Origin of the sequence: Bacillus sp. B-jedd, from assembly GCF_000821085.1 — a bacterium.
Lineage (GTDB): Bacteria > Bacillota > Bacilli > Bacillales > Cytobacillaceae > Bacillus_D.
In genome coordinates, this window is sequence record NZ_CCXR01000001.1 from 1,107,149 (window position 1) to 1,128,818 (window position 21,670).

Genomic DNA, 21,670 nt, shown 5'->3' on the forward strand with positions numbered 1-21,670 from the left:
GATAGATCTTCAAGACTTTTTTAATACAATAAAAATTCCAAACTTAATAGGGAAATTACAAAATATATTAGGCCCAACTAAAGTGATTGAGGATTTGAACTACTTTTTTAAATTTTGTAATATAGAAAGTCTCCCTCAGTTCCATTTTTCTATAGCTTCATCATTACTTTCTCAACTTTATTTAACTGATTTTGACAATAAAGTTCGCGATTTATTGGCAAGAGAAGAACTTCAATTAATACGTTATGTAGATGATATGTATTTAATATTTAATGATAGTAGAATCGATCGAAAGAAAAAAAACAGTTTATTAAATGAGTTAAGTTATTATTTATGGGAAGACAGGCTGACATTAAATACATCTAAAACAAAAATGTTAAGTCCTAATGAGTTCAAAAATATTATTGAATTACCTGAACATGATTATGAAGTGAATTTTTTAAGTGAAAAATTAGTAGAGGATAAAGCTTTAGAAGTAGTGGAAAACGGGCATTTAAATGAGTTAGTAAATCGATTATGCACAATAGAAAAAAAGGATGGAGTAGATCTTGAACAATACAAGAAATTATCGATAAAATATCTTTCCATAAATGAGGAAGATGTTAACAAAGTATTAAGAAACATCATTTACTCAAATAAATGGAAAAAGTTAGATGAAACGAAAATGAAAGAGTTAGTCGCCAATTGGAAGTATATATTGTTTAATCCTGCAGAGTTTACTGTTTTATACATACTAGTTTATAGGTATTTAGAGGAAGGTCGAATGATATCAGATAATGGTTCCAAAATCAAACAGATATTAAATTTTTTATTTAAAAATAATGTATTTACTTTCCGTGATACATTGGTTGCTGTCTCCTATTTATTTCAAAGTAAAGTCAAGAATCAGGACTTGTTAAACAAAATTGCGTTAGTTAATGCCGACTACGTTGAATACCTAGAGTTGTTTGTAAAGGATTCCTACAAATAACAAAGGCATATCTATTTATAGACTTATCTTGATTTACTATGGGAACTGAAGCGTAACTTAGGGAGATGGTGAGTTTCCATCTCCCTAAGTTAAGCTAAAAATGATAACTTCAAGAATCTAGTGTCTTTTGAAGTTGAACAGATTTGTACTTATTCAAAAAACTCCATATGCCCCTTATCTTCCCGATAATAATCCAGCCGATCCTCCAGCGTCCCCGTATGGAACTCAAACCTATGTCCATCCGGGTCCATAAAATACACCGACCGCTTATCCCGCTCCCGCCCAGGCAGAATCTCCACGCCAAGACGCTTCAGCCGCTCAACCATACCGTCAAAATCCGCCTCATCCACCGAAAACGCAACATGCGTATACGACGCCCGTATCTCATTCCGCAGAATATCCTTCTCCTCATTCAGCGCCAGCCACATCCTCGCCAGGTCGAAATAAGCCGTACTCCGCCCCTTCACCAGCAGCCTCGCCCCTAGCGCATCTTGGTAAAAAGCAATCGACCTCTCCAAATCACTCACCGAAAACAGAAAATGATTCAACCCTTTAACAGCCAAATCTTTCAACCCCCTTTCTTTGCAAAAGCCAGCCGGCAGGGCGGCTGGCGACAACGCACAACGTCTTCCATCCAACAAATAGACGGAAAACGCGCCCCGTCCGTTACTGAAACACCCACTCCCTAAACAATACCGAATACCAGCCCCTTTAGGCTGACTCTCCTGAGTTTTGGGTAAAATAACGATAACATGAACGTACCGGAAATAATAAAATCCAATTTTAAAACGTGGTGATGCGAGTTGGCAAATCATGATTCTGATTTTCTAATAGAACTGAAAAGAATTGAAACTTTAACCCCGAAAGTGAACAGGGGCATCCTGATTCTTTTTGTCATCGACGGAAGCTTGACCGTGGAAACGGATAGCCAATTTTATTCACTGGAGGACAATGATTTACTCGTCCTGAACCGGAATCAGGTTTACGAGGCGCGCGCGAAAAACCAAAATACCGTCCTGTCCGTAACAATTACCGACTCCTTTTTCAGCAGGAATTACCCTGAGTACCATAACCGCCGCTTTCACTGTTTTTCAAGGGAAGTGGAAATGGGCAGGGAAGTCATGATCGATAACAACAGGAAACTGCTTGCCGAAATGATGATCTCCTATTTGCGAAAAGATGAAACGTATCAGCTTGAGGTCCAACAGGCAATCTGCCAAATCCTCTTGAATCTGATCCGCAATTTCAGCAGTGAGGGGACCATTTTTGAAAAAATTGACGCCAATGACCAGCGAATCATAGAAGTGATCAACTACATCGAGAGAAACTACGACCAGCCGATTACATTGGAAGAATTGGCGAATAAGGCGTACCTATCGACCGCTTATTTATCACGCTATTTTAAACAAAAAACCGGGATCGGCTTCAGCCGGTTCCTGATGAATGTCCGGCTTAAACATAGCGTGAAAGACCTAGTGTATACAACCGACTCGATTTCACAAATATCGTTGAAAAATGGCTTTCCGAACACAAAGTCTTTTTCAAAATTGTTTAAAGAAGTTTACGGGGCAACGCCGCATCAATATCGGGAAAGCCATGCAGTGGAAAGCGGGCAAGATGTCGTCCATGCTTATAGCTTGAAGGGATCCGAAATGCTGATAAGTTCCCCGGAAATTTTAAGCAAATTGGGCGCAATCGTAACAGCTGGGGACAAGATGTATGTCAACACGGAGACACGCTATGAAGAATTAACGATTGAACTCAAGGACGAGAAGGCAAAAAAGTTGGATCTCCCGGAAAATATCGTGATTATCAGCGAATTAAATGAATTGCTCAGGGAAGACGTCCGTTCACAAATCAGAAGCGTGAGGGAAGAATTGGGCCTCCATTTCATCGGGATCAGCCGATTAAGCGGGGCCGCCATTCTCCCGGGAGTGGAAACAGACGAACAATTTCCGACTACTTCGCCTTACTTTAACACAGACGTCGCGCTCAATTTTATGAGGGAAAATGGCTTGTCTCTGTTTATACGTGTGGAATATAAGGAAATCTCGGACGATGAAGGCCATTATTTTGATAAACTTACACAGTTTCTAAAGCATTGCCTGCAGGTTTACGGGGCACCCCAGCTGAATACGTGGCATATCCTCTTTCATGAGCCATACTTGACGGCGGTAGAGGCTGAAGACCTGCGCCGGATGTATATAAAATTGCAAATGCTTCTCAAACAGCTCATTCCGGAAATCAAGGTAGGGGTGCTGCTTCCATTTTCCTATCAGGAAGGAACGATTCCAAAACCTCATCGCTGGCTCTTGGAGGAAGGAAGCCGGATTGATTTCATCGGCTATGAGGCGAACCAAAATGAAATCATTGATTTCACGGAACTCGGTAAGGAGCGTTATGAAGTAGGAAAGAATTACATTATTGAAAAAACGGCGAAAGTCAGGGGATTACTGAAAAAGTATCAGTTAGATAAGCCACTCTTCCTAGTTTCATGGAACACCCTGTCAGGAAGCACCCGATTTACGAACGGGACGTTTTTTCGGGGCGCGCTCATTTTAAAAAACGCGCTCGATTTAGCGGGGGAAATAGAAGCGCTGGCCTTTTGGATCAATACGGAAAAACATGAGGAAGATAAGCAGAACATGCGTATCCGCTTGGAGGGCCTGGAACTGTTCCATTATTTCAGCGGCAAGCGGCCCGCTTATTATGCGATGCTTTTTGCAAAAAAGCTCGAGGGGGCAGTCGTTTCGTTTGGCCAGGACCATCTCATGACAAAAACGGACCGCGGTTACCAGCTCGTGCTCATGAATTGCAATTACATCAATCCTTATTTCTCAATTGAAGAGGCGTTCCTCGAGAAATTGAACAAGACAATCCGCGTGAGAATCAGCGGAATTCAAAAAGGGGACTATCAGATCCGGAAGTATATTTTTGACAAAGACAACGGGGCATTGTATACAAACTGGTGGAAACTGAGCAGTAAATATGGCGTCGATGCCGAGATTATTGATTATATTACCCGTACAAGCTATCCCTCATTGGAACTATACGACGAAACGATCGATGAATATTGGACGTTTTATTCTGATATGACAACAAACGCCATCCATTTCTTTGAAATCCGCAAAGCGATTGGATAGCAAGGTGAAAAGCTGTTGATGTGGCACATTCCATCAATGGCTTTTTTTCGCTTACAGCAAAAAGTAACGCCCTTTTTTTGATATCACGAAGAAAAGTGTAAAAAATGACGTTAGAAACGTATGAGACTGGGCAAATAACAACTCATATTAAATAGGTAGATTTCCTATAATAACGATATGCAAAAGGCCGGCCGCGGAATTTTGGAGGCGGCTGGCAAATCAACGTTAATAGGAGGCTAACCATGGAAACAAGCTATAAAGGCAATAATACAATGCTTACCGGAATTGTTTTCGGTGTTCTGACGTTTTGGCTTTTCGCGCAGGCGATGGTGAACGTTGTCCCTGCTGTCCAAAAGGATCTCGGGATTTCACTTGGCTCGCTGAATGTGGCCATTAGCTTGACCGCTTTGTTCTCAGGGATGTTCATCGTCGCGGCCGGCGGCATTGCCGATAAGGTCGGGCGTAAAAAAATAACTTATATCGGGCTGATTTTAAGCGTAATTGGTTCGCTTTGCCTTGTACTCGCGACGGGTTCCGTCCTGCTGATTATCGGCCGAATCATTCAAGGCGTTTCAGCTGCTTGCATTATGCCGGCGACAATCGCCTTGGTGAAGGCGTATTACGAAGGGGCCGAACGCCAGCGCGCTTTAAGCTATTGGTCGATTGGTTCCTGGGGCGGCTCGGGAGTATGTTCGTTCGCGGGTGGTTTCATCGCGACTTACATGGGTTGGAGATGGATTTTCATCTTCTCGATCATTATTGCCCTATTGGCGATGTGGCTAATGAAAAATGTTCCGGAAAGCAAAGGGGAGGCATCCGGGAAGTTCAAATTTGATTTCGGCGGCCTCGCTGTTTTCGCGATTACAATGCTCGCCTTGAACCTTGTCATCACACGCGGAGAAGATTTTGGCTGGACAAGCCCATTTACATTGGGACTGACGGTGATTACTCTGATTGGCCTGATTGTTTTTGTGAAAATGGAAAGAAACAAGCCGCACGCACTTATTGATTTCTCCTTGTTTAAAAATAAACCGTATGCAGGCGCGACTGTTTCCAATTTCTTATTAAACGCCATCGCCGGCACGCTTGTTGTCGCGAATACGTATGTCCAGGTTGGCAGAGGATTCACGGCATTCCAATCCGGCATGCTATCCCTTGGATACCTCGTTGCCGTTTTAGCGATGATTCGCGTCGGCGAGAAAATTTTGCAAAAAGTAGGCGCGAAATCGCCGATGATCTGGGGTGCGATCATTACAACTGTAGGAGTCGCTATGATGGGTCTGACCTTCCTGCAGGGATTTGCGTATACAGTCGTTGTCTTCATCGGATTCGCCTTATTCGGACTTGGCCTTGGAATCTATGCTACGCCTTCTACGGATACAGCCGTTTCAAACGCGCCTGAAAACAAAGTCGGTGAAGCATCCGGTCTTTATAAAATGGCTAGCTCCCTTGGCGGATCATTCGGTGTGGCTATTTCTGCCGCGGTTTATGGCGGAATCGCATCAATGGGAAACATTGATGCCGCAGCGACAGGCGGAGTCATCACGAACGTTATCTTCGGTGTCCTTTCCTTGCTCGCGATTATCGCGATGATTCCAGGCAATGCCGGGAAAGGGAAAGTGAAGGCACCCACGCCAGCAAGTGAGCCTGTAACAGAATAAAAGGTTTCTGGAATTTTAAGAAGGAAGGGAATCGTCCATGAAAAAACAATTAATCGGGATGCTCGAAGCACGGAAAGACGAAATGATCCAGATTCGCCGCCACTTACATGAAAATCCGGAATTGTCATTCCAGGAAGAAAACACGGCCCGATATATAGAGGATTTTTATAAGGGCAAGGACGTTGAAATCCAGACTAATGTGGGGAATGGCCACGGAATCATCGTGACGATTAAAGGCGGGAAACCTGGGAAAACAATCGCGCTGCGTGCTGATTTCGACGCGCTGCCAATCGAAGAGAAAACCGGACTCCCGTTCGCCTCGAAAAATAAGGGCGTCATGCATGCATGCGGACATGATGGCCATACCGCCTACTTAATGGTTCTCGCCGATTCCCTGATCCAATTGAAGGGCGAACTGCCTGGCACGGTTAAAATCATCCATCAGCACGCTGAGGAAGTCCCCCCAGGCGGGGCGAAAAGCATCGTCGAATCCGGGGCGCTCAATGATGTGGACAATATTTTCGGGATTCATTTGCTTCCACTGGCGCCTGCCGGAAATGTCGGCTACCACAGCGGCTTTTCCTTCGCCGGAAGATCGTATTTCAAACTCGGCGTCCAGGGCACAGGCGGCCACGGCTCCTCTCCGCATATGGCCAATGACGCGATTGTCGCCGGGGCGCACTTTGTCACGGCCCTGCAAACGATCATCAGCCGCAGGCTAAATCCGTTCGACATGGGCGTAATCACGATTGGCTCCTTTGATGGCAAAGGAACGTTCAATGTCATTAAAGACCGCGTCGAGCTAGAGGGCGACATCCGCTACATGACGGTGGAAACGAAAAAAATCATCGAGAAGGAAGTCCGCCGCATCGCCAAAGGGATAGAAGAGGAATTCGGCGTTGGCTGCGAGCTGACCTATACGTCGGACTATCCGCCCCTTTACAATGATCCCGCGGTAACCATGATGGTAAAGGGAAGCCTTGAAAGCGCGAACGACCCGGATATTACCGAAGTCGTGGAGTATCCGCAATTGTCGCCATCCGAGGACTTCGCGTACTACCTGGAAAAAATCCTTGGCTGCTACTTCTATATCGGCTGTACGCCTAAAGGAGTCGAAAAGCCATACTTCAACCACAACCCTAAATTCGATATCGACGAAGACGCACTGCTCGTTGCTGCGAAAGCGGTAGGGTATGTAGTGTGCGGATATTATGGAATAGAGTAAGATCATTCAGAGGCAAGGTCCAAATTGGGCCTTGTTTTTTGGTGGGAAAAAATTAGAAGAACTTAGTTCAATATGTTCATAATCCTTCCTTAATATGGTATGTTATAGGTAAATAGAACCTGTGTTCCTGTTGGGAGTGACAGAAATGTTCAGAAAAACCCGCCAAACTTATATAAAAAAGGATAGAGAACTTAGCAAGGTGAAACAAGATGCCTTGAATGAAAAGTTTATATCGCACGTTCAGATAAAGTCAAAAGGGAATGGAACGGAACAGAAGGAAGAAGATAGAGGAAAAAAGGCGAAAAAGGAATTTCAAAAAAAGTTAAGAGCTGCCAATAAGGAAATAGTCTCGTTAAAAAAGCTTATCAGTGACCTAAAAAAAGAAAATCAGATTTTTAAGCAAAAAAACGAATCCTTGAAGGTGGAAAAATGGCAGCTGCAAGAAACTAGCGCTCGTATGACAAAGGAATACGAAAGTGAAACAAAAGAACTGAATGAAAGACTTAGTAGCGAGCTTAAACGGTCAAGAACAATGCAAAGAAAACTGGACAGGATGGAAAAGGAACGTTCCAGAAAACGAAAGGGGCTCGAAAAGCAAATTACCTTAGCAAAACAGGTTGAAGTGCTTAAGGAACGTAATGCTGAACTCCAACAAACTCTTGATAACTATGATTCGATAGTCAAACAAGAGCAAGGGGATCATAAAGAGGAAATCATTAAGCTTCAGAAGGAGCTCGATACATACAAAGTCCAGGAAAATAAATTAAAGACCACCCCTCGCGCCTTGTTTAATTACCTTCAGCAACTAATTACACCCAATCATTTGCCTGATTTCCTCAACTTCCTGGAGCAGTATATTACCAAGGAGAACCTTAAACATTTTTACAGAGGCGATCAAAATATTTTTTATATATTCATGAGGAGAGTCAGTCTGCTAAGCTTTCATGCGAAGAAAACAACAAATGGCCTCTTTGTTTTAAGGAATCCGAAAAACACGGGTGCAAATAACAGGCTTGGATATCTGACACAGAGTGATGGGGAATGGTTGTTTGTAGATCTGACAAATACATCCGAAATGAAAGAATACCCGGTCATGAATGAATCTCATATTGAAGGGGAGAACATGGAATTACCAGTAAGAGCTGTTATATATGACGATGTTGCCAAAATAACCCGCACCTATCCAAAATATGAAGTTTGCATTACGGAAACGAAAGAGATAAAGAAAGATAGAAGGGGCTCAAAGGAAAAGGAGTACAAACCATTCGGCAATTTCAAAGTGTTAATAGTCGGTTCACGTCAAATGAATGATTATAAGGAAAGGCTTGAATTGCATGGTTGTACTGTCGAGATTCATAATCCTTATGAAGAAGGTTTCGAACTATTTAAAGGAAAGATCGGCAGGGCGGAAATCATCCTTGTTTGTGAGCGCCATGTTCCGCATAACGTGTGGGATTACATCGATAGGCGGCAGCCGTTTGTAAGTGTCCTAAAGAAAGATAGTGCAGACTTGATTGCCACCTATGCCTATATAACCTTGCAAAGATGTGAGTTAATTTAATGGATTATATAATGAAAAAGAATAGAGCAAGTTTAAAGTGAAAGAGGGTGGGGCTTGTGAGAATAGAAAAAATTAATCTGTATGTGGATGATTTAAGAGACTGTCCAAAAGGATTCATAGTCGCCAGGAACATTGACGAAGCGATTAAATATATTGAAAATGGCGATGTTCATATCCTTTCACTAGATCATGATCTAGGAGAAGATGAGAAAGGAAACCTGTTGCCCACTGGATACGATTTGGTCAAATACTTTCGTGAGAAGGGATTGCGAGCGGATAAAATATACCTGCATACGGATAATGGAGTCGGCCGCGATAATATGTATCACACCCTTAAAGCTGCCCAACGAAGAGGATTTATCGATAATGATATAGAAATCTACCATTACTCTATTACACCAAATAGATATTCCGGAAATTAGAACTCAAATGCCTTTTTATGCAAAAGCCAGCCGGTTGCCCGGCTGGCGACATGATAAATTGGAGATTGGCAAAATGAAACAAAAAAAGAGATGATAAAGGGCTCATCTCTGTTCTATTACCGATCTTTAGTATACAGTCACTGAATAGTAAAATCACCTTGAGCTATTTTATAAGAGGTCATGAAGGCACATTCAATGAAGAACAACGATATTGGTAAACTTTTTATATAGTATATGGCTATTTCTTAAATTCACTTTCCTCTCCATATCCCATCGTCACCACTTCGGTTTGTGAATAATCGTTTAACAACTCTTTCAGGTCTTTATCTCTATCAATCATATATGCCACTACGGGAAAGGCATTCAATAATTGATCAAGAGTCTCCGGTGATGCGGCACTTTTTTTAGATGGAAATGTATGGCTTGGAATAACGTATTGAACGTCCAATAGGTGCTTTACTGCATAGGCTGCTTCTTTTGGTCCCATAGTAAAATGGCCTGACGAGGATAATATTGCAATCTCTGGATTATACACATCTTGAATCAACTTCATATCGTACATAAGAGCCGTATCCCCAGAATGGTAAACTGTATAATCATTGACAAAGTCAAAAATATAACCAGATGCCTCGCCCGCATATATTGGAGTTCCTTCTATCTCCCCGTATGAGGATGTATGTTTTGCTTGAACCATTGTGACGTTAAGATCATCGAAGGACACCGAACCACCTAGATTAATAGGCAGTACATTTTTAATGCCCTTTTGCAGAAGGATCATGGCCAAATCATATTGGGCAACAACCATAATGTCAGGTTTGTTTTCCACTATCTTAGAAAGCCCACTTGTATGATCGAAATGTCCGTGTGTCAAAAATACACAATCAATAGAATTATAAAAATCTTTATTATCTAGCTGTTGTGGAAACCCTGGATTTAAATCAATAAATGGATCTACGAGGTAATTTTTACCCTCCCTGCTTGTAAACATATACATTGCATGACCAAGCCGTAATATTTTCATTACATTCTCCCCCCTCTTATATTAGTAAAGTAAAACCACTATCATTCTATTCCTGACTTTCTAATTAATATGTACGAATTTACAAAGTTACCCCGTTATCACGGCGCCATAGTAGAGAAAGAATCAATGAAAAAGGAAATCATTCGTAAAAAGGAGAGAAGGGATTATCCAACTTTCCGCTTTAAAAAGGAAAAGTTTTACTCAATAATAAACTTGCTAAAAACCGCTTGACTTTAATTTCATTTCGTAATATATTAATTATTGTCCTCACCAAGAGGAAACAATAACGATCTCGTAGCTCAGCTGGGAGAGCACTACCTTGACAGGGTAGGGGTCGCTGGTTCGAACCCAGTCGAGATCATACCTTTTAAAAGCTTGAAGTCCTTTATCATAAAAGGGACTTCAAGCTTTTTTGTTTTTCCTCGTTCGGCATCCCCCATAGCTATTTCATAAAGACCCCATAAAGACAACTTATCGACTAATTATGGACTTGTTACTTAAATTAGGTGAACTATATAATTATTTCAAGATTCTGAATGTTCGTCTTGAAAAAACATCAATTCTTTTTAAGGGAGGAATGTAAAGCGCATTAAAATGAAAGCGTTATCATCTATCTTTCTAAAAACCGAAGGGAGACATACTATGGGAAAAAAACGTTATTGCAAATTGCTCTCAAGCTTCTTAATTGTCATGTTAATCGCTAGTTTTTTTCAATTTAATGTAAGCGCCGAAAAAAATAAGGATGAGACTGTGGTTGCAAAGTTGAAGGGCCGTGGTTTTAAAGAAGTGCAGAATCTGGGTACTCCTGCTTCAGGTGCAGTTGTAACGGATGCCGTATTTGGAAAAGAGAATGGGAGAGATGTTGTCTATACAACAGCAAATGGCGGGCTATTTAATGCTATTGATGTGAAAACCAATACGGTTCTGTTTAACGCGCAATTAGGAAAAGTGAGTCAGGTTTGGACACATATCATCGCTCCGGATGGTACCGTTTATATTGCTGGTTTAGCAGAAAGCAATGCTGGTGAACTTTGGAGATATTCACCAGAAACAAAATCTGTTACGAATCTGGGGATTCCGGATCGAAGTCATCAATTCTGGAGCAGCACAACAGATGATCAAGGGAATGTCTATATCGGTACCTACAAGGAAAAGGAAGGTAAGATATTCAAATACGACGTCATACAGCAAAAATTTGTTGATCTAGGAAAAGTAGATATCAAAGGTGATGCTAGTTATGTGCGATCGTTAACCTACCACGACGGTTATCTCTATGCAGGCTTGGGGGTGACGGGAAGTGTGTATCGAATCAACACTGAGACTTTAGAAAAAGAAAATATCACGAAAAATGCAGCTGATATCATGGGGAAAACACTTGAAGAAATGCAATTCGCATATGATATGGAGGTTGCTGGAGATTACCTATTTGTACGTTTTAGTGGTGTAAGTGCTATTTTGATTTATGATTTAACTGCACAAGAGTGGAAAAATAGAGTAATAGGTGGTATAAAAGGTGATGGTTCTGAGGATGACTTCGGAGCTTTTGGATATTCACAATTAGCTGTGAATGATGGCAAAACATATGTAATTAACGAACGTCATATTTTAGAAGTGGATGTAACCACATTGGAAACAAGAGAAACGGGTATCCGTTATCCTGCAGGATGGCGGGGAAGTGCGTTTGTTGACTTTAGTGAGGACTCCACAGATTTACGTCTTGTTACGGTAAAAAGGTCCGGAGAAATTATGACAGTGGATTTGGATGCCAAGAAAATAATCGATTTACCTTTAGCGATGAATGGGAATTTGCCGTTAGCATTACATAGTCTTGGACTTGGTCCTGATGGCAACCTCTACATGACTACTTACCCTGGAGGGCCAAAAGGGGCAAGATACAACACGAAATCAGGTGAAATCACCACGTATTCTCAAGGTCAAGCGGAAGGTATGGCTGCTGGTAATGGCTCTGATATGTACTTCGGTATATACTCCGGAGCATCTATTCAAAAGATGAATACCGATACACTAAAAACTGAGACACTTTTCAATTTATATGATGTGTATGAACAAGACCGTCCATATATCATGAAATTTGAGAATGAAAAATTATTAATCGGGACAATTCCATACTATCAAAAATTAGGTGGAACGCTAACCATCTATGACCCTATTACAGGGGAAAGAGAGACACATAGAAATATTGTCCAAGATCAAAGTATCGTTGGCCTAGCTTATAAGGATGGCAAGATTTACGGCTCTACCACAATCCGTGGCGGGTTAGATATCGAACCCACTGCAAAAAAGGCAAAAATGTTTGTGTGGGATGTAAAAGGCCAAAAGAAAATTACAGAACTTGAATTAGACTTACCGGAATTGGATGCACCTCCAATGATAAGCGGACTTACCTTTGATGAGGATGGTTTGTTATGGGGAGCCGTTGATGGGATTTTATTTGCAATGAACCCTGATACGTATGAAATCGTTAAATCCAAGAATTTATATCCGAATATCAAAAATAGAGGAATGTGGAGACCTGTTCATATCCTGTTTGGAGAAGATGGGTTACTATATACGGACATTGGCGGAAAATTAGCAGTAGTAGATCCAAAATCTGAAGATCTCAAACATGTCAGTTTGATTGAGTCGGGACCTGAAGTCTCGTTTATTGAGCTCGCATACGATAATGAAGGCAACCAAAATATTTATTTTATCGACGGTGACCAACATTATTTAAAGATGATTCCTGTCATTGATGGAGGGAAACTACCTGTTGTACCAATATTCGAAACAGTTCCCGTACCAGTTGAAAATGCAGGATTTGAAGAAACCGTAGGAGAAAACAATTCTATTCCGGGTTGGTCGTCTTTATTTGGGCTTACAAATAATGTTTCGTACAAGATAACCAATGAAAAGGCTAAAACAGGAAACAATTCTATGAAGATTACGGATAGGGCTCAAAATGAAACAGTGTTTGTCGTTTCAGATCCGATTCCGGTTACAGCTGGTGTTGAGTATACTGGTACAGTAGAATTGTTTTTAGAGGATGGCAGTGCAAGCTTCTTTATCCGTTATTTTGATGCATCTGGTAAGCAAGTTGGGAAGGATGTGGATGGTGTCAACATCATTCACGTTAGGGGCGGACATAAAAAATGGCAAACGGTGCGTGCAACGGTCAAAGCTCCTGAAAATGCCGTTTCTGCCAGATTATTTGGAGGGACTTCTAACTTCTTTACAACGTCAGGAGCATATTATGATGACTTCAAATTAACGTACGAAAGAGAAGTTGTACTAGATAAAGTGGTGCTCTCCGGAGAAAACACACTACTCCAGGGTGAGGAAATGGAAACCAAACTATCTGTGCTTCTTACGAATGGAGATTCAGTCGACCTAGATAAAGTTGATGATGTAGAGTGGATAAATAGTTCACCACAGGTTGCTGCGTTAGAGAACGGAAAAATTACCGGTAAAAATGCAGGAACTACAGAAATTCAAGCAATCGTGACTTATCAAGGTAAAGAATACACATCAAATAAGCTTACCGTGGCAGTTACCGTCACCACAGCCACATTAGCTAATCAGATTGCAGAGCTTCAAACATCTAAACAAATCGAACATTCACTAGCAAAACAACTAACAAACCGTTTAGACCAAGCACAGCATCATTACGATAAAGGCGACGTTCAACAAGCAAAAAAACACCTTGAAGACTTTACAAAGCACCTAAATAATAGTGATGCTGGCAATGAAATTAAAGCAATGCTCACTAACAACGTAAACGCTATATGGGAATAAGCGGGGCATAGGGACATGTCCCTTGTCCCACCCCCACAAAAAAGCCTATCTTTAGAGCAACAGTAGCTCATGAAAGATAGGCTTTTAATTAAGACGTTCTATTTTGAAGTGAATTAAGAGTATTGGCCACAGATGGCCCGAGTTTGCCCCACAGCCATGATCTTCGTCCCGAGTATCAGCGGGAACAGCCATAATCCAAAGGAGTCCACAAAAGATGCCGACTTAATAGCTGGAACCAATGTGTTGCTGGATGTAGTTTGTACGCTTGCAGAAAATGAGTGGATTTTGTTTGGCAGATAGAGAAGCTGGCTTAAGAATTTGAAGGATGACACGCGCCATTTTATATAAAAAAGCCATTTTAATGAGGAGGTAACAATGGAAACTTCAACATTAACCAATGCAGGAATCAACTATATTCTTAATGAAAATGCAGGAAAATCAGATTATGAAAAAGCATCGGCGGCATTTATGAGTCAGGAGGCAGTTGAAAAGGTCAGGAACTTTCATGCAAGCTTTCCAGAGTACAAAGTAACCCCACTTCAAAGTTTAGCCGAACTGTCCAAACAATTAGGAGTAAGCAATCTATGGGTGAAGGATGAATCTTATCGATTTGGGCTGAATGCCTTTAAGGTACTGGGAGGTTCCTTTGCTGTTGGCAAATACTTGGCGGGAAAATTGAACGCCGACATTTCAGAGCTGTCTTTTGAAAAACTAAGAAGTGAACAGGTGAAAGCGAAGCTTGGGGATATCACGTTTGTCACCGCAACGGATGGAAACCATGGCAGGGGGATTGCCTGGGCGGCAAACCAGCTCGGGCAAAAATCAGTCGTCTATATGCCAAAAGGGTCCTCCGAAATACGATTGAACAATATCCGAAAAGAAGGTTCGGAAGCTTCGATAACCGATTTGAATTACGATGACACAGTCAGGCTGGCGAGCCAGAAGGCTGAAGAAAATGGCTGGGTTTTGCTGCAGGATACAGCATGGGATGGATATGAAAAAATTCCCTTCTGGATTATGCAGGGGTATGGAACTCTTCTCGATGAAGCCATGGAACAAATTGCCGAAACGGGCAGCGGCCGGCCGACGCATGTCTTTTTACAGGCTGGAGTGGGGTCTTTTGCCGGGAGTATGCTCGGATATCTCGTTGAGAAATTTGGGGATGAGCGCCCTATGACGGTTATTGTCGAGCCGGATAAAGCTGAATGTCATTACAAATCCATCAATGTTGGCGACGGGAAGCCGTATTCTGTTACAGGTGATTTGGATACGATTATGGCAGGGCTGGCATGCGGGGAGCCAAGCTTATCTTCCTGGGGCATTTTAAAAGATTATGCCGAAGCTTTCGTTTCTTGTCCGGATTATGTGGCCGCAAGGGGGATGCGGATTCTGGCTAACCCATTAGGTAGTGACCCTCATGTTGTTTCAGGTGAGTCAGGCGCGGTAGGTGTGGGATTGGTCAGTCTATTATCTCAAAACAAAAATCTCAATGAAATGAAGAATGCATTGAAACTGAATCGGGATTCGAAAATTCTAATTATCAGCACAGAAGGCGACACGGATCCGGATCATTATAGAAAAGTAGTATGGGATGGGGCATATCCTTCGGTCTATTAATGGGAGGGTTAACAGCTATCGCCGGGCCGCCTTATGTTGAAATATATACAGCAAAACTTGCACAGGGAGTGGCATGATATTGGGCAACGACCATTCTGAAAAACAGCTTATTGAGTGGAGGCACTACCTTCATTTTGGACCCAGTTTCCAGCCAGTCGGAATCATATGAATCCTAACATCAATTGATGTTGGGATTTTTTTCTGAAATTCGGCTGTTTATTTAATAATTTCCTATACAGCTTTTGGGTGGAATAAGGTTGAAAAACCATATATTTATTCTTTTAAATGTTTACCAAAAGGATGGTTCATTATATAATGAACAAATGCGAAATTTCGGTTCTCGAAACTTATTAGGTCTTCGGCATGAAAAAACATATAGAAAGGGGAGACCGACATGAATGAAAATAGCAAAAAGAAGCGGCTGCAGCTCGCTTTGCTTTTAGGCTCACTAGGCATTTTAGGGCCATTTACGATCGATACGTATTTACCGGCCTTCCCTACCATTGTAAAGGAATTTGATACGACAGCCTCACTTGTCCAAATCAGTTTGACTGCGGCTTTATTAGGGCTGGGCTTGGGGCAATTGGTGATCGGGCCATTGAGTGATGTGAAGGGACGGCGGAAGCCATTGTTGTTCTTCATGGGCCTATACATCCTGGCATCCCTCGCATGCGCAATCGCACCGAATATCTATCTCCTTATAGCGGCCCGTTTTGTGCAAGGATTCGCGGCGTCCGGCGGGATTGTCTTATCTAGAGCCATCGTAAGGGATCTTTATAGCGGAAAAGAACTAACAAAGTTTTTTACGTTGATGGTGTTGGTAGGTAACCTCGGGCCAATTATTGCTCCAATTGCAGGAGGGGCCATCATTGCTTTTCAGGATTGGAAATGGGTATTTATCGTCTTGGCATGTATTGGGGTTATTTTGACCATTACTGTTTCATTTAAGTTAAAAGAGACTCTGCCACCAGAAAAGCGTGTTCCGAGCAATTTGCCTCAAGTTCTCGGCAATTTCGGAACATTATTCAAAAACAAAGAGTTCATGGGCTATGCCTTTACACAAGGGTTCATTACGGCTGGTATTTTTGCCTATGTATCTGGCATTCCGTTCGTTTATCAAAACATTTACGGCGTAACTCCTCAGCAGTTTAGCCTTTTATTTGGGGTCAATGGGTTAGCCTTGATACTTGGCAGCCAGTCAGTCGGCCGCTTGACAGACATTATTTCAGAACGGACTTTCTTGAAAATAGGTCTGTCGTTAGCGAATTTATCAAGCTTCGGTTTATTCATTGCGCTCCTATTGAACGCCCCGCTGATCGGTGTCGCAATTCCGGTTTTCTTTTTCCTATCTTCCATAAGCATGATTGGAACATCGTCTTTCACCTTGGCCATACAGTCTCAAGGGCATATGGCTGGCAGCGCTTCAGCTTTATTGGGGGTATTGCCCTTTGTCATGGGATCGTTGGCCGCCCCACTTGTAGGAATTGGGGGAGCCTATACAGGAGTACCGATGGCCACTGTCATTTTTGGCGCCAGTACTTTAGCATTTATGTGTTACTTTTTCCTTGTCAGAAAATCGAAAGTCCAGGAGACGGTTTTGGTGGTAGAGCGTAAAGCTTGATAAAGGGGGAAATGGTCCGTTAATCAGCCTTCCGGTACATTAGCTGAACTTCACGTGAATCGGGTTGAACGTGAAGTTGAGGATATTACTATTTTCAATTCGGTTGAGGCGGCCATATTAAACTCGCGGTGCAAAGGGCGTCTTCGAAAAGGCAAAAGAAATGAGTACGGGTGAGGAGACTTTTTTGATAGGGTTAGATAAGATATAAGGCAAATCCTAGTTTGGGCAGGTACACAAAAATTAAGCCCTGTTTTTCTCTTGAACAACAACGTTCTCCGTTCAACTCAATCTCATACATGATTGAGGAGGAAGTCGTCCTACTAAGGTCCCTTGCAATTTTCCTTAATTCTTGTTATTATTAGGTAGAATTATTTTTGACCGGTGTAAAGTTCGACTTTTCGTTCTAATGATCACTTTGGGCAAGAGTAGTAATACAATGTGCTTTAGCACTAGGAGGCAACAAACATGGAACAAGGTACAGTTAAATGGTTTAACGCAGAAAAAGGCTTCGGATTCATCGAGCGCGAAGGTGGAGAAGACGTATTCGTTCATTTCTCTGCAATCCAATCTGAAGGCTTCAAATCATTAGACGAAGGTCAAAAAGTAACTTTCGACGTTGAGCAAGGCGCACGTGGACCACAAGCTGCTAACGTTCAAAAAGCTTAATTTTTGATATAGCATACCGAAACAGACTCCAAAAGAGTCTGTTTTTTTATTTACAAAAAAACAATAAAAAACCCTGCTCAGCGAACGAGCAGGGAGATGGAACCGGTATAGTAAAGAAGTTAAAGCAAAAAGGTTATTTACATTATAACACAAAAAACTCAAAATCAAATGATTAGCAGAAATTTAGTAAGTGCATGATAATGACAACATAGAAGGCACACAAATGGAGGAATGGATAATGAAATTTCCAAACGACGCGGATGGAGAAGCATTGCGCAGTTTGTTTGATGAAGGCGTTAATTTTAAAAAGCCACAGTCAGTCGAGTTTTTTATCGCGGTGCCTGATAAGGGAACAGGCGAAAAGCTTCTGACCGTTTTGAAGGAAGAAGGCTTTCATGGCTTACTGGAGCAGGACGATGAAACAGATGAGTGGGCTTGCAGCTGCTCGAAAAGAATGCTCCTTAATCATGACGAATTAAAAAAAGTGCAGGAAACGCTGGATAAAATAAGCAAGCCTTACGGCGGCCATGCGGATGGCTGGGGCGTTTTTATAGATTAGAATAAAGGTGATGACATGCTTCATACTTTTTCAGGGGAAACTATCGCATTTGATGGGATTTATAAAAACAGGCCAACGATTGGCATTTAATAGATTTGTACGGGTATGTCGAACTAAAGGCTCCAAAGGCGACCTCAGATGAAAGTGTGCTTCAAATCCTAGAAGGCAAATGGGACTTGATCCTGCAAAGGGCGAAGGAAATGAAAGAGCGGACAGCAGCGAGCAGGGAAAAAGAGTACGGTCCGGGCGGGCAATTCTGTATTTGGGCAGGCCCTATCCGACTTTGATTTCCCAGGACGCTAATATTGGGAAAGACAATGCAGTGTTCGAGGAAGATAAGCTGCATGTATACGTGAAAGTGCAAAATGATACGAGCATCAAACAAGCTTTAAAGTGGTTTTATTATCAGGAATGTAAAGCGTTGGTCGAGAAACGGGTTAAATTTTATCAAAGCTAATTTAAAGCAAAACCACGTTCGATCCGAATCACAGACAGTAATACGAACTAGGCACATGCGATTCCATGAAGAATTTTACATTCAATTGGAAGCTGTCCATGGCACCGCTGGAAGTGGATTATGTGGTCGTCCATGAAATGTGCCATATGAATCATGACCTTTCATTTTGGCGGCTGGTTGGGAAAATTATGCCCGAATATGAACAGCAGAATCGCTGAGTCGCTGTGTAGGGGTAGAGGATGGAGGTTTATTTTGCATAAAAGCAGGGTGTTAGTCAGTTTCCGTTTCTTGGTGAATGAATTTTAACGACTTATATAGTGTAGTGCAAGGCACGAGTTATTTAAATGTAAATGGATAGACAGAGCATATAATACTGCTTGTCTATCCTTTTTATTTTGCAAAATTAGGTCCCAATCTCATACTGGACAGAAATAGGTTCCACAATTTCTATTTCTTCTTATTAACAAGGTAAATACTCGCCACAATCAGGATAATCCCCACAAACCGAAGTTGCGTATAAGGTTCGTTCAAGAATACAGTTCCAATCACAACTGAGAGCTTTGGAACCATAAAACGTGAATGTCGCCACAACACTAGCACCGCCTGTTTTCACAAGTATAACGTAAAGGATTAATGCGTAATGCATGATAGATTAATAATGAATCTAAAATGGGCATCTTAGATGTCCTATTATTTTTGGATTTTGTTTTTGTAGATGTATAATTAAGGTAATATTGTTTTTCAGGAGGTTAGTATGGAGTTTATCAAAAGTCTCGGAATTTTTACAGTGGGGTCTGTTACTATCATGACCGCATTAGGGTTTATCGCAAGATCTATTATTGTTCATTGGCTAGCAAGTAAAGCGAATGAATATAAGAGTGTTCTTGACAAAAATTTGGAGTTACACAAATCAGAGTTGCAAAAAGAAGCTGAGATTTTTAAGGCTGTACTTCAAAAGGAGGCAAACGAGCACCAAATCAAGTACAACAGATTGCATGATGAACGCGCAGTACCAATAAGGGACTTATACAAAAAGATTATACGGATGGAAGACACCATGAAAAATTTGTTTGATATTACGAGGAGATTGAAGATCCCCCAATAAAAGAAAAAGTAGAAATGGCAATTCAAAGCTTTCAGGAAGCGATTGACTATTACACAGATAACCGAATTTATTTTACAGAGGATACATGTGACATTATCGAGAGGTTTCGAAATGAAATTCTAGAGAATTGGCATGAGTTTGTAAGCTATGATTTACATCTAGGCGAAATTAACCAGATTCCAGAATAACGCAGGGAGCAAATGGATACCTGGAAAAATTGATCGAATTCGATGAAGAGAAATATACCTGTAATTAAACGGGACTTGGAGAATGTTTTCAAAAAAATTTTAGGTGTTAATTAAAACACTAAAAAAGGTTTTTAATGACCTTTTAATAAACCACTAATCTTCTGCCGTTCAAAATGCTTATTCATAGATAAAGAGTCAGCTTTTACTCCCATTTTCAGAATGGGGGTTTATGTATCTAAGGATACTTGCTGCTTGCTATTATTGATAAATTAAAAGCTTTCTTTCCAAAAAAATAATTCTTATCCAAAGAAAAGGGGGAACGTTTCTTGTTCACAGTTGTCTTTTCACTGATTGCCATCTGGGCAGTGGAAAGACAACAGTGAACAAAACCAAACTGTGATTTCAGTTTAGCTATCACTCGGCCAGATGTTTTGGCCGAGTTTTTACATAACAAGGAGAGATTCTATTCTTACCTTGAACGAACAACTGATCCAATCTATATATAAGATTGAAGATGCCATTCAGGTTGTTGAAGCGATGTTAGCGGCCATTCATAGGGGACAAGTTGAAAATTCCCATCGGACGGTACTTATGTCCTTGAACGCAAAGGGTCTGTTCTCTATATGCCAAGTTCGGATGGGGCGAAAATGGCAGCTGCCGAAATTGTATCCATTTTTCCTGAGAACCAATCTTTTGATGCTCCGACCACACAAGGATATTTTACTAACCGAACTTGAAGCAGGGAAACATATAAGCTTACTGTCCGCTTCCTATCTGACATGGTTGAGAACTTGCGCGTTAAGTGCCATTTCTACCAGGCATCTCGTCAGGCGGGACAGTAAAGGGTTGACCGTTATTGGAAAGAGTGCAATGGCTTTTGAGCAAGTCCTTGGACTCGTTAATGTACTGCCGATACAAGACAACTATTTAGTCAATCGTTCCCTCAATAAGACATATACCTTTAGCGAAAAGCACAAAGAGGCTGGTGTTACTTTCACAATTCAGACAGTGTCGACCCCCGAGATGAAGCAGTGGCTCAGTCTGTTTTCATTTGTTGTGCGACCCGGTCAAACGAAGAAGTATTTGATGCATGTAAAAGCAGGGACACAGCTTATCGGCGGGGACAGTTATTTACCGGAAATTCGTGAAATACCGTTATAGGGGCAATTGAATAAGCAACATCGATTTATGCGGATGATGTTGAGGGGATGAAAACGGAAGCAGAGGAATTCATTGACGCAGCCCAAAAAGGGAAATGATCCTTAATCATCTTTCCGGTACATTAGCTGAACTTCATGCCAATCAGGTTGAACGTAAAGTTGAGGATATCACAATCTTGAAAACTGTAGAGGCAGCCCTTTTTGACCACTCAGTGGCGAAGGGTGTCTAGGACAAGGCGAAAGAAATGGAGGTGAGAGAGGAAATTTTTTTGTTGGATTGACAGGATGTATTTTAAGGGACATGTAGCGGAGTTTGAAGATCATTAAACTTTTCTTTTTTATATAAACGAGAGTATTCCGATTCACGAATGGAACCTGAGAATCATTGAACCTTCCTCGAATCCCCGCATCATTCCTGAGATAGCACAAACATTACTAAAAGATCGATGGAATAGAACTTGATTTAAGATGCATTATGGTTGTTTACCTCTTGTAATTTTCA

At 41.5% G+C, this 21,670-nt stretch carries 16 protein-coding genes, 1 tRNA gene and 1 pseudogene; 16 read left to right on the top strand and 2 right to left on the bottom strand.

Annotated elements, in window-relative coordinates:
* Position 1 precedes the first annotated feature (1 nt).
* Positions 2-970: a reverse transcriptase domain-containing protein gene (locus BN1002_RS24210; protein WP_269429818.1), complete on the top strand. Its 969-nt coding sequence runs from the start codon at positions 2-4 to the stop codon at positions 968-970.
* 149 nt (positions 971-1,119) lie between these two features.
* On the opposite strand, the gene fosB is transcribed toward BN1002_RS24210, so the two are convergent.
* Positions 1,120-1,533: a metallothiol transferase FosB gene (fosB, locus tag BN1002_RS05665; protein ID WP_048827774.1), complete on the bottom strand. Its 414-nt coding sequence runs from the start codon at positions 1,531-1,533 to the stop codon at positions 1,120-1,122.
* A 240-nt stretch (positions 1,534-1,773) separates the two neighbouring features.
* Between fosB and BN1002_RS05670 the strand changes: the two genes are divergently transcribed.
* From BN1002_RS05670 to BN1002_RS05690, 5 genes are all read left to right on the top strand, one after another.
* Positions 1,774-4,113 carry a helix-turn-helix domain-containing protein gene (locus tag BN1002_RS05670; protein WP_048824053.1) on the top strand — a complete coding sequence of 780 codons (2,340 nt, stop codon included), beginning with the start codon at positions 1,774-1,776 and terminating at the stop codon, positions 4,111-4,113.
* Positions 4,114-4,355: 242 nt separating this feature from the next.
* Positions 4,356-5,774, top strand: coding sequence for an MFS transporter (locus tag BN1002_RS05675; RefSeq protein ID WP_048824054.1), 1,419 nt, complete (start codon positions 4,356-4,358; stop codon positions 5,772-5,774).
* A 37-nt stretch (positions 5,775-5,811) separates the two neighbouring features.
* Positions 5,812-6,999 (top strand): amidohydrolase, encoded by a 1,188-nt coding sequence (locus BN1002_RS05680; RefSeq protein ID WP_048824055.1) that lies wholly within the window; start codon positions 5,812-5,814, stop codon positions 6,997-6,999.
* Positions 7,000-7,144: 145 nt separating this feature from the next.
* On the top strand, positions 7,145-8,560 hold the full coding sequence (locus BN1002_RS05685) for a hypothetical protein (RefSeq protein ID WP_048824057.1): 1,416 nt from the start codon (positions 7,145-7,147) through the stop codon (positions 8,558-8,560).
* 56 nt (positions 8,561-8,616) lie between these two features.
* Positions 8,617-8,982, top strand: a complete 366-nt coding sequence (locus BN1002_RS05690; protein ID WP_148362857.1) for a cyclic-phosphate processing receiver domain-containing protein — start codon at positions 8,617-8,619, stop codon at positions 8,980-8,982.
* 238 nt (positions 8,983-9,220) lie between these two features.
* On the opposite strand, the gene BN1002_RS05695 is transcribed toward BN1002_RS05690, so the two are convergent.
* The gene (locus BN1002_RS05695) at positions 9,221-10,003 is read right to left on the bottom strand and encodes a metal-dependent hydrolase (protein WP_048824058.1); all 783 of its coding nucleotides are present in this window, start codon (positions 10,001-10,003) and stop codon (positions 9,221-9,223) included.
* Positions 10,004-10,291: 288 nt separating this feature from the next.
* On the opposite strand from BN1002_RS05695, the gene BN1002_RS05700 reads away from it, so the two are divergent.
* The 10 genes and pseudogenes from BN1002_RS05700 (at position 10,292) to BN1002_RS24350 (ending at position 21,398) form a co-directional block, all read left to right on the top strand.
* Positions 10,292-10,364, top strand: a tRNA-Val gene (locus BN1002_RS05700).
* A gap of 281 nt (positions 10,365-10,645) precedes the next feature.
* Positions 10,646-13,795, top strand: coding sequence for an FIMAH domain-containing protein (locus BN1002_RS05705; protein ID WP_048824059.1), 3,150 nt, complete (start codon positions 10,646-10,648; stop codon positions 13,793-13,795).
* A 375-nt stretch (positions 13,796-14,170) separates the two neighbouring features.
* Positions 14,171-15,412 carry a diaminopropionate ammonia-lyase gene (gene dpaL, locus BN1002_RS05710; RefSeq protein ID WP_048824060.1) on the top strand — a complete coding sequence of 414 codons (1,242 nt, stop codon included), beginning with the start codon at positions 14,171-14,173 and terminating at the stop codon, positions 15,410-15,412.
* Positions 15,413-15,806: 394 nt separating this feature from the next.
* Positions 15,807-17,033 carry a Bcr/CflA family multidrug efflux MFS transporter gene (locus BN1002_RS05715; protein WP_048824062.1) on the top strand — a complete coding sequence of 409 codons (1,227 nt, stop codon included), beginning with the start codon at positions 15,807-15,809 and terminating at the stop codon, positions 17,031-17,033.
* Between the two features lie 465 nt (positions 17,034-17,498).
* Positions 17,499-17,699 (top strand): cold-shock protein, encoded by a 201-nt coding sequence (locus BN1002_RS05720; RefSeq protein ID WP_026694123.1) that lies wholly within the window; start codon positions 17,499-17,501, stop codon positions 17,697-17,699.
* A gap of 238 nt (positions 17,700-17,937) precedes the next feature.
* Positions 17,938-18,258, top strand: coding sequence for a ribonuclease E inhibitor RraB (locus BN1002_RS05725; RefSeq protein WP_231574980.1), 321 nt, complete (start codon positions 17,938-17,940; stop codon positions 18,256-18,258).
* A 15-nt stretch (positions 18,259-18,273) separates the two neighbouring features.
* Positions 18,274-18,933: pseudogene (locus BN1002_RS05730) on the top strand (M48 family metallopeptidase).
* Between the two features lie 536 nt (positions 18,934-19,469).
* Positions 19,470-19,820 (top strand): hypothetical protein, encoded by a 351-nt coding sequence (locus BN1002_RS05735; protein ID WP_048824065.1) that lies wholly within the window; start codon positions 19,470-19,472, stop codon positions 19,818-19,820.
* Between the two features lie 662 nt (positions 19,821-20,482).
* Positions 20,483-21,169 (top strand): hypothetical protein, encoded by a 687-nt coding sequence (locus tag BN1002_RS05740; protein WP_048824066.1) that lies wholly within the window; start codon positions 20,483-20,485, stop codon positions 21,167-21,169.
* A 94-nt stretch (positions 21,170-21,263) separates the two neighbouring features.
* Positions 21,264-21,398 carry a hypothetical protein gene (locus tag BN1002_RS24350; RefSeq protein ID WP_269429785.1) on the top strand — a complete coding sequence of 45 codons (135 nt, stop codon included), beginning with the start codon at positions 21,264-21,266 and terminating at the stop codon, positions 21,396-21,398.
* The last annotated feature ends 272 nt before the right edge of the window (positions 21,399-21,670 follow it).

Excerpts from the sequence above, each read along its gene's own strand:
- BN1002_RS05675 (WP_048824054.1), top strand. The coding sequence starts at position 4,356 with ATGGAAACAAGCTATAAAGGCAATAATACAATGCTTACCGGAATTGTT.
- BN1002_RS05680 (WP_048824055.1), top strand. The coding sequence starts at position 5,812 with ATGAAAAAACAATTAATCGGGATGCTCGAAGCACGGAAAGACGAAATG.
- BN1002_RS05685 (WP_048824057.1), top strand. The coding sequence starts at position 7,145 with ATGTTCAGAAAAACCCGCCAAACTTATATAAAAAAGGATAGAGAACTT.
- BN1002_RS05695 (WP_048824058.1), bottom strand. The coding sequence starts at position 10,003 with ATGAAAATATTACGGCTTGGTCATGCAATGTATATGTTTACAAGCAGG.
- BN1002_RS05705 (WP_048824059.1), top strand. The coding sequence starts at position 10,646 with ATGGGAAAAAAACGTTATTGCAAATTGCTCTCAAGCTTCTTAATTGTC.
- dpaL (WP_048824060.1), top strand. The coding sequence starts at position 14,171 with ATGGAAACTTCAACATTAACCAATGCAGGAATCAACTATATTCTTAAT.
- BN1002_RS05715 (WP_048824062.1), top strand. The coding sequence starts at position 15,807 with ATGAATGAAAATAGCAAAAAGAAGCGGCTGCAGCTCGCTTTGCTTTTA.
- BN1002_RS05720 (WP_026694123.1), top strand. The coding sequence starts at position 17,499 with ATGGAACAAGGTACAGTTAAATGGTTTAACGCAGAAAAAGGCTTCGGA.
- BN1002_RS05725 (WP_231574980.1), top strand. The coding sequence starts at position 17,938 with ATGAAATTTCCAAACGACGCGGATGGAGAAGCATTGCGCAGTTTGTTT.
- BN1002_RS05735 (WP_048824065.1), top strand. The coding sequence starts at position 19,470 with ATGGAGTTTATCAAAAGTCTCGGAATTTTTACAGTGGGGTCTGTTACT.
- BN1002_RS24350 (WP_269429785.1), top strand. The coding sequence starts at position 21,264 with ATGATCCTTAATCATCTTTCCGGTACATTAGCTGAACTTCATGCCAAT.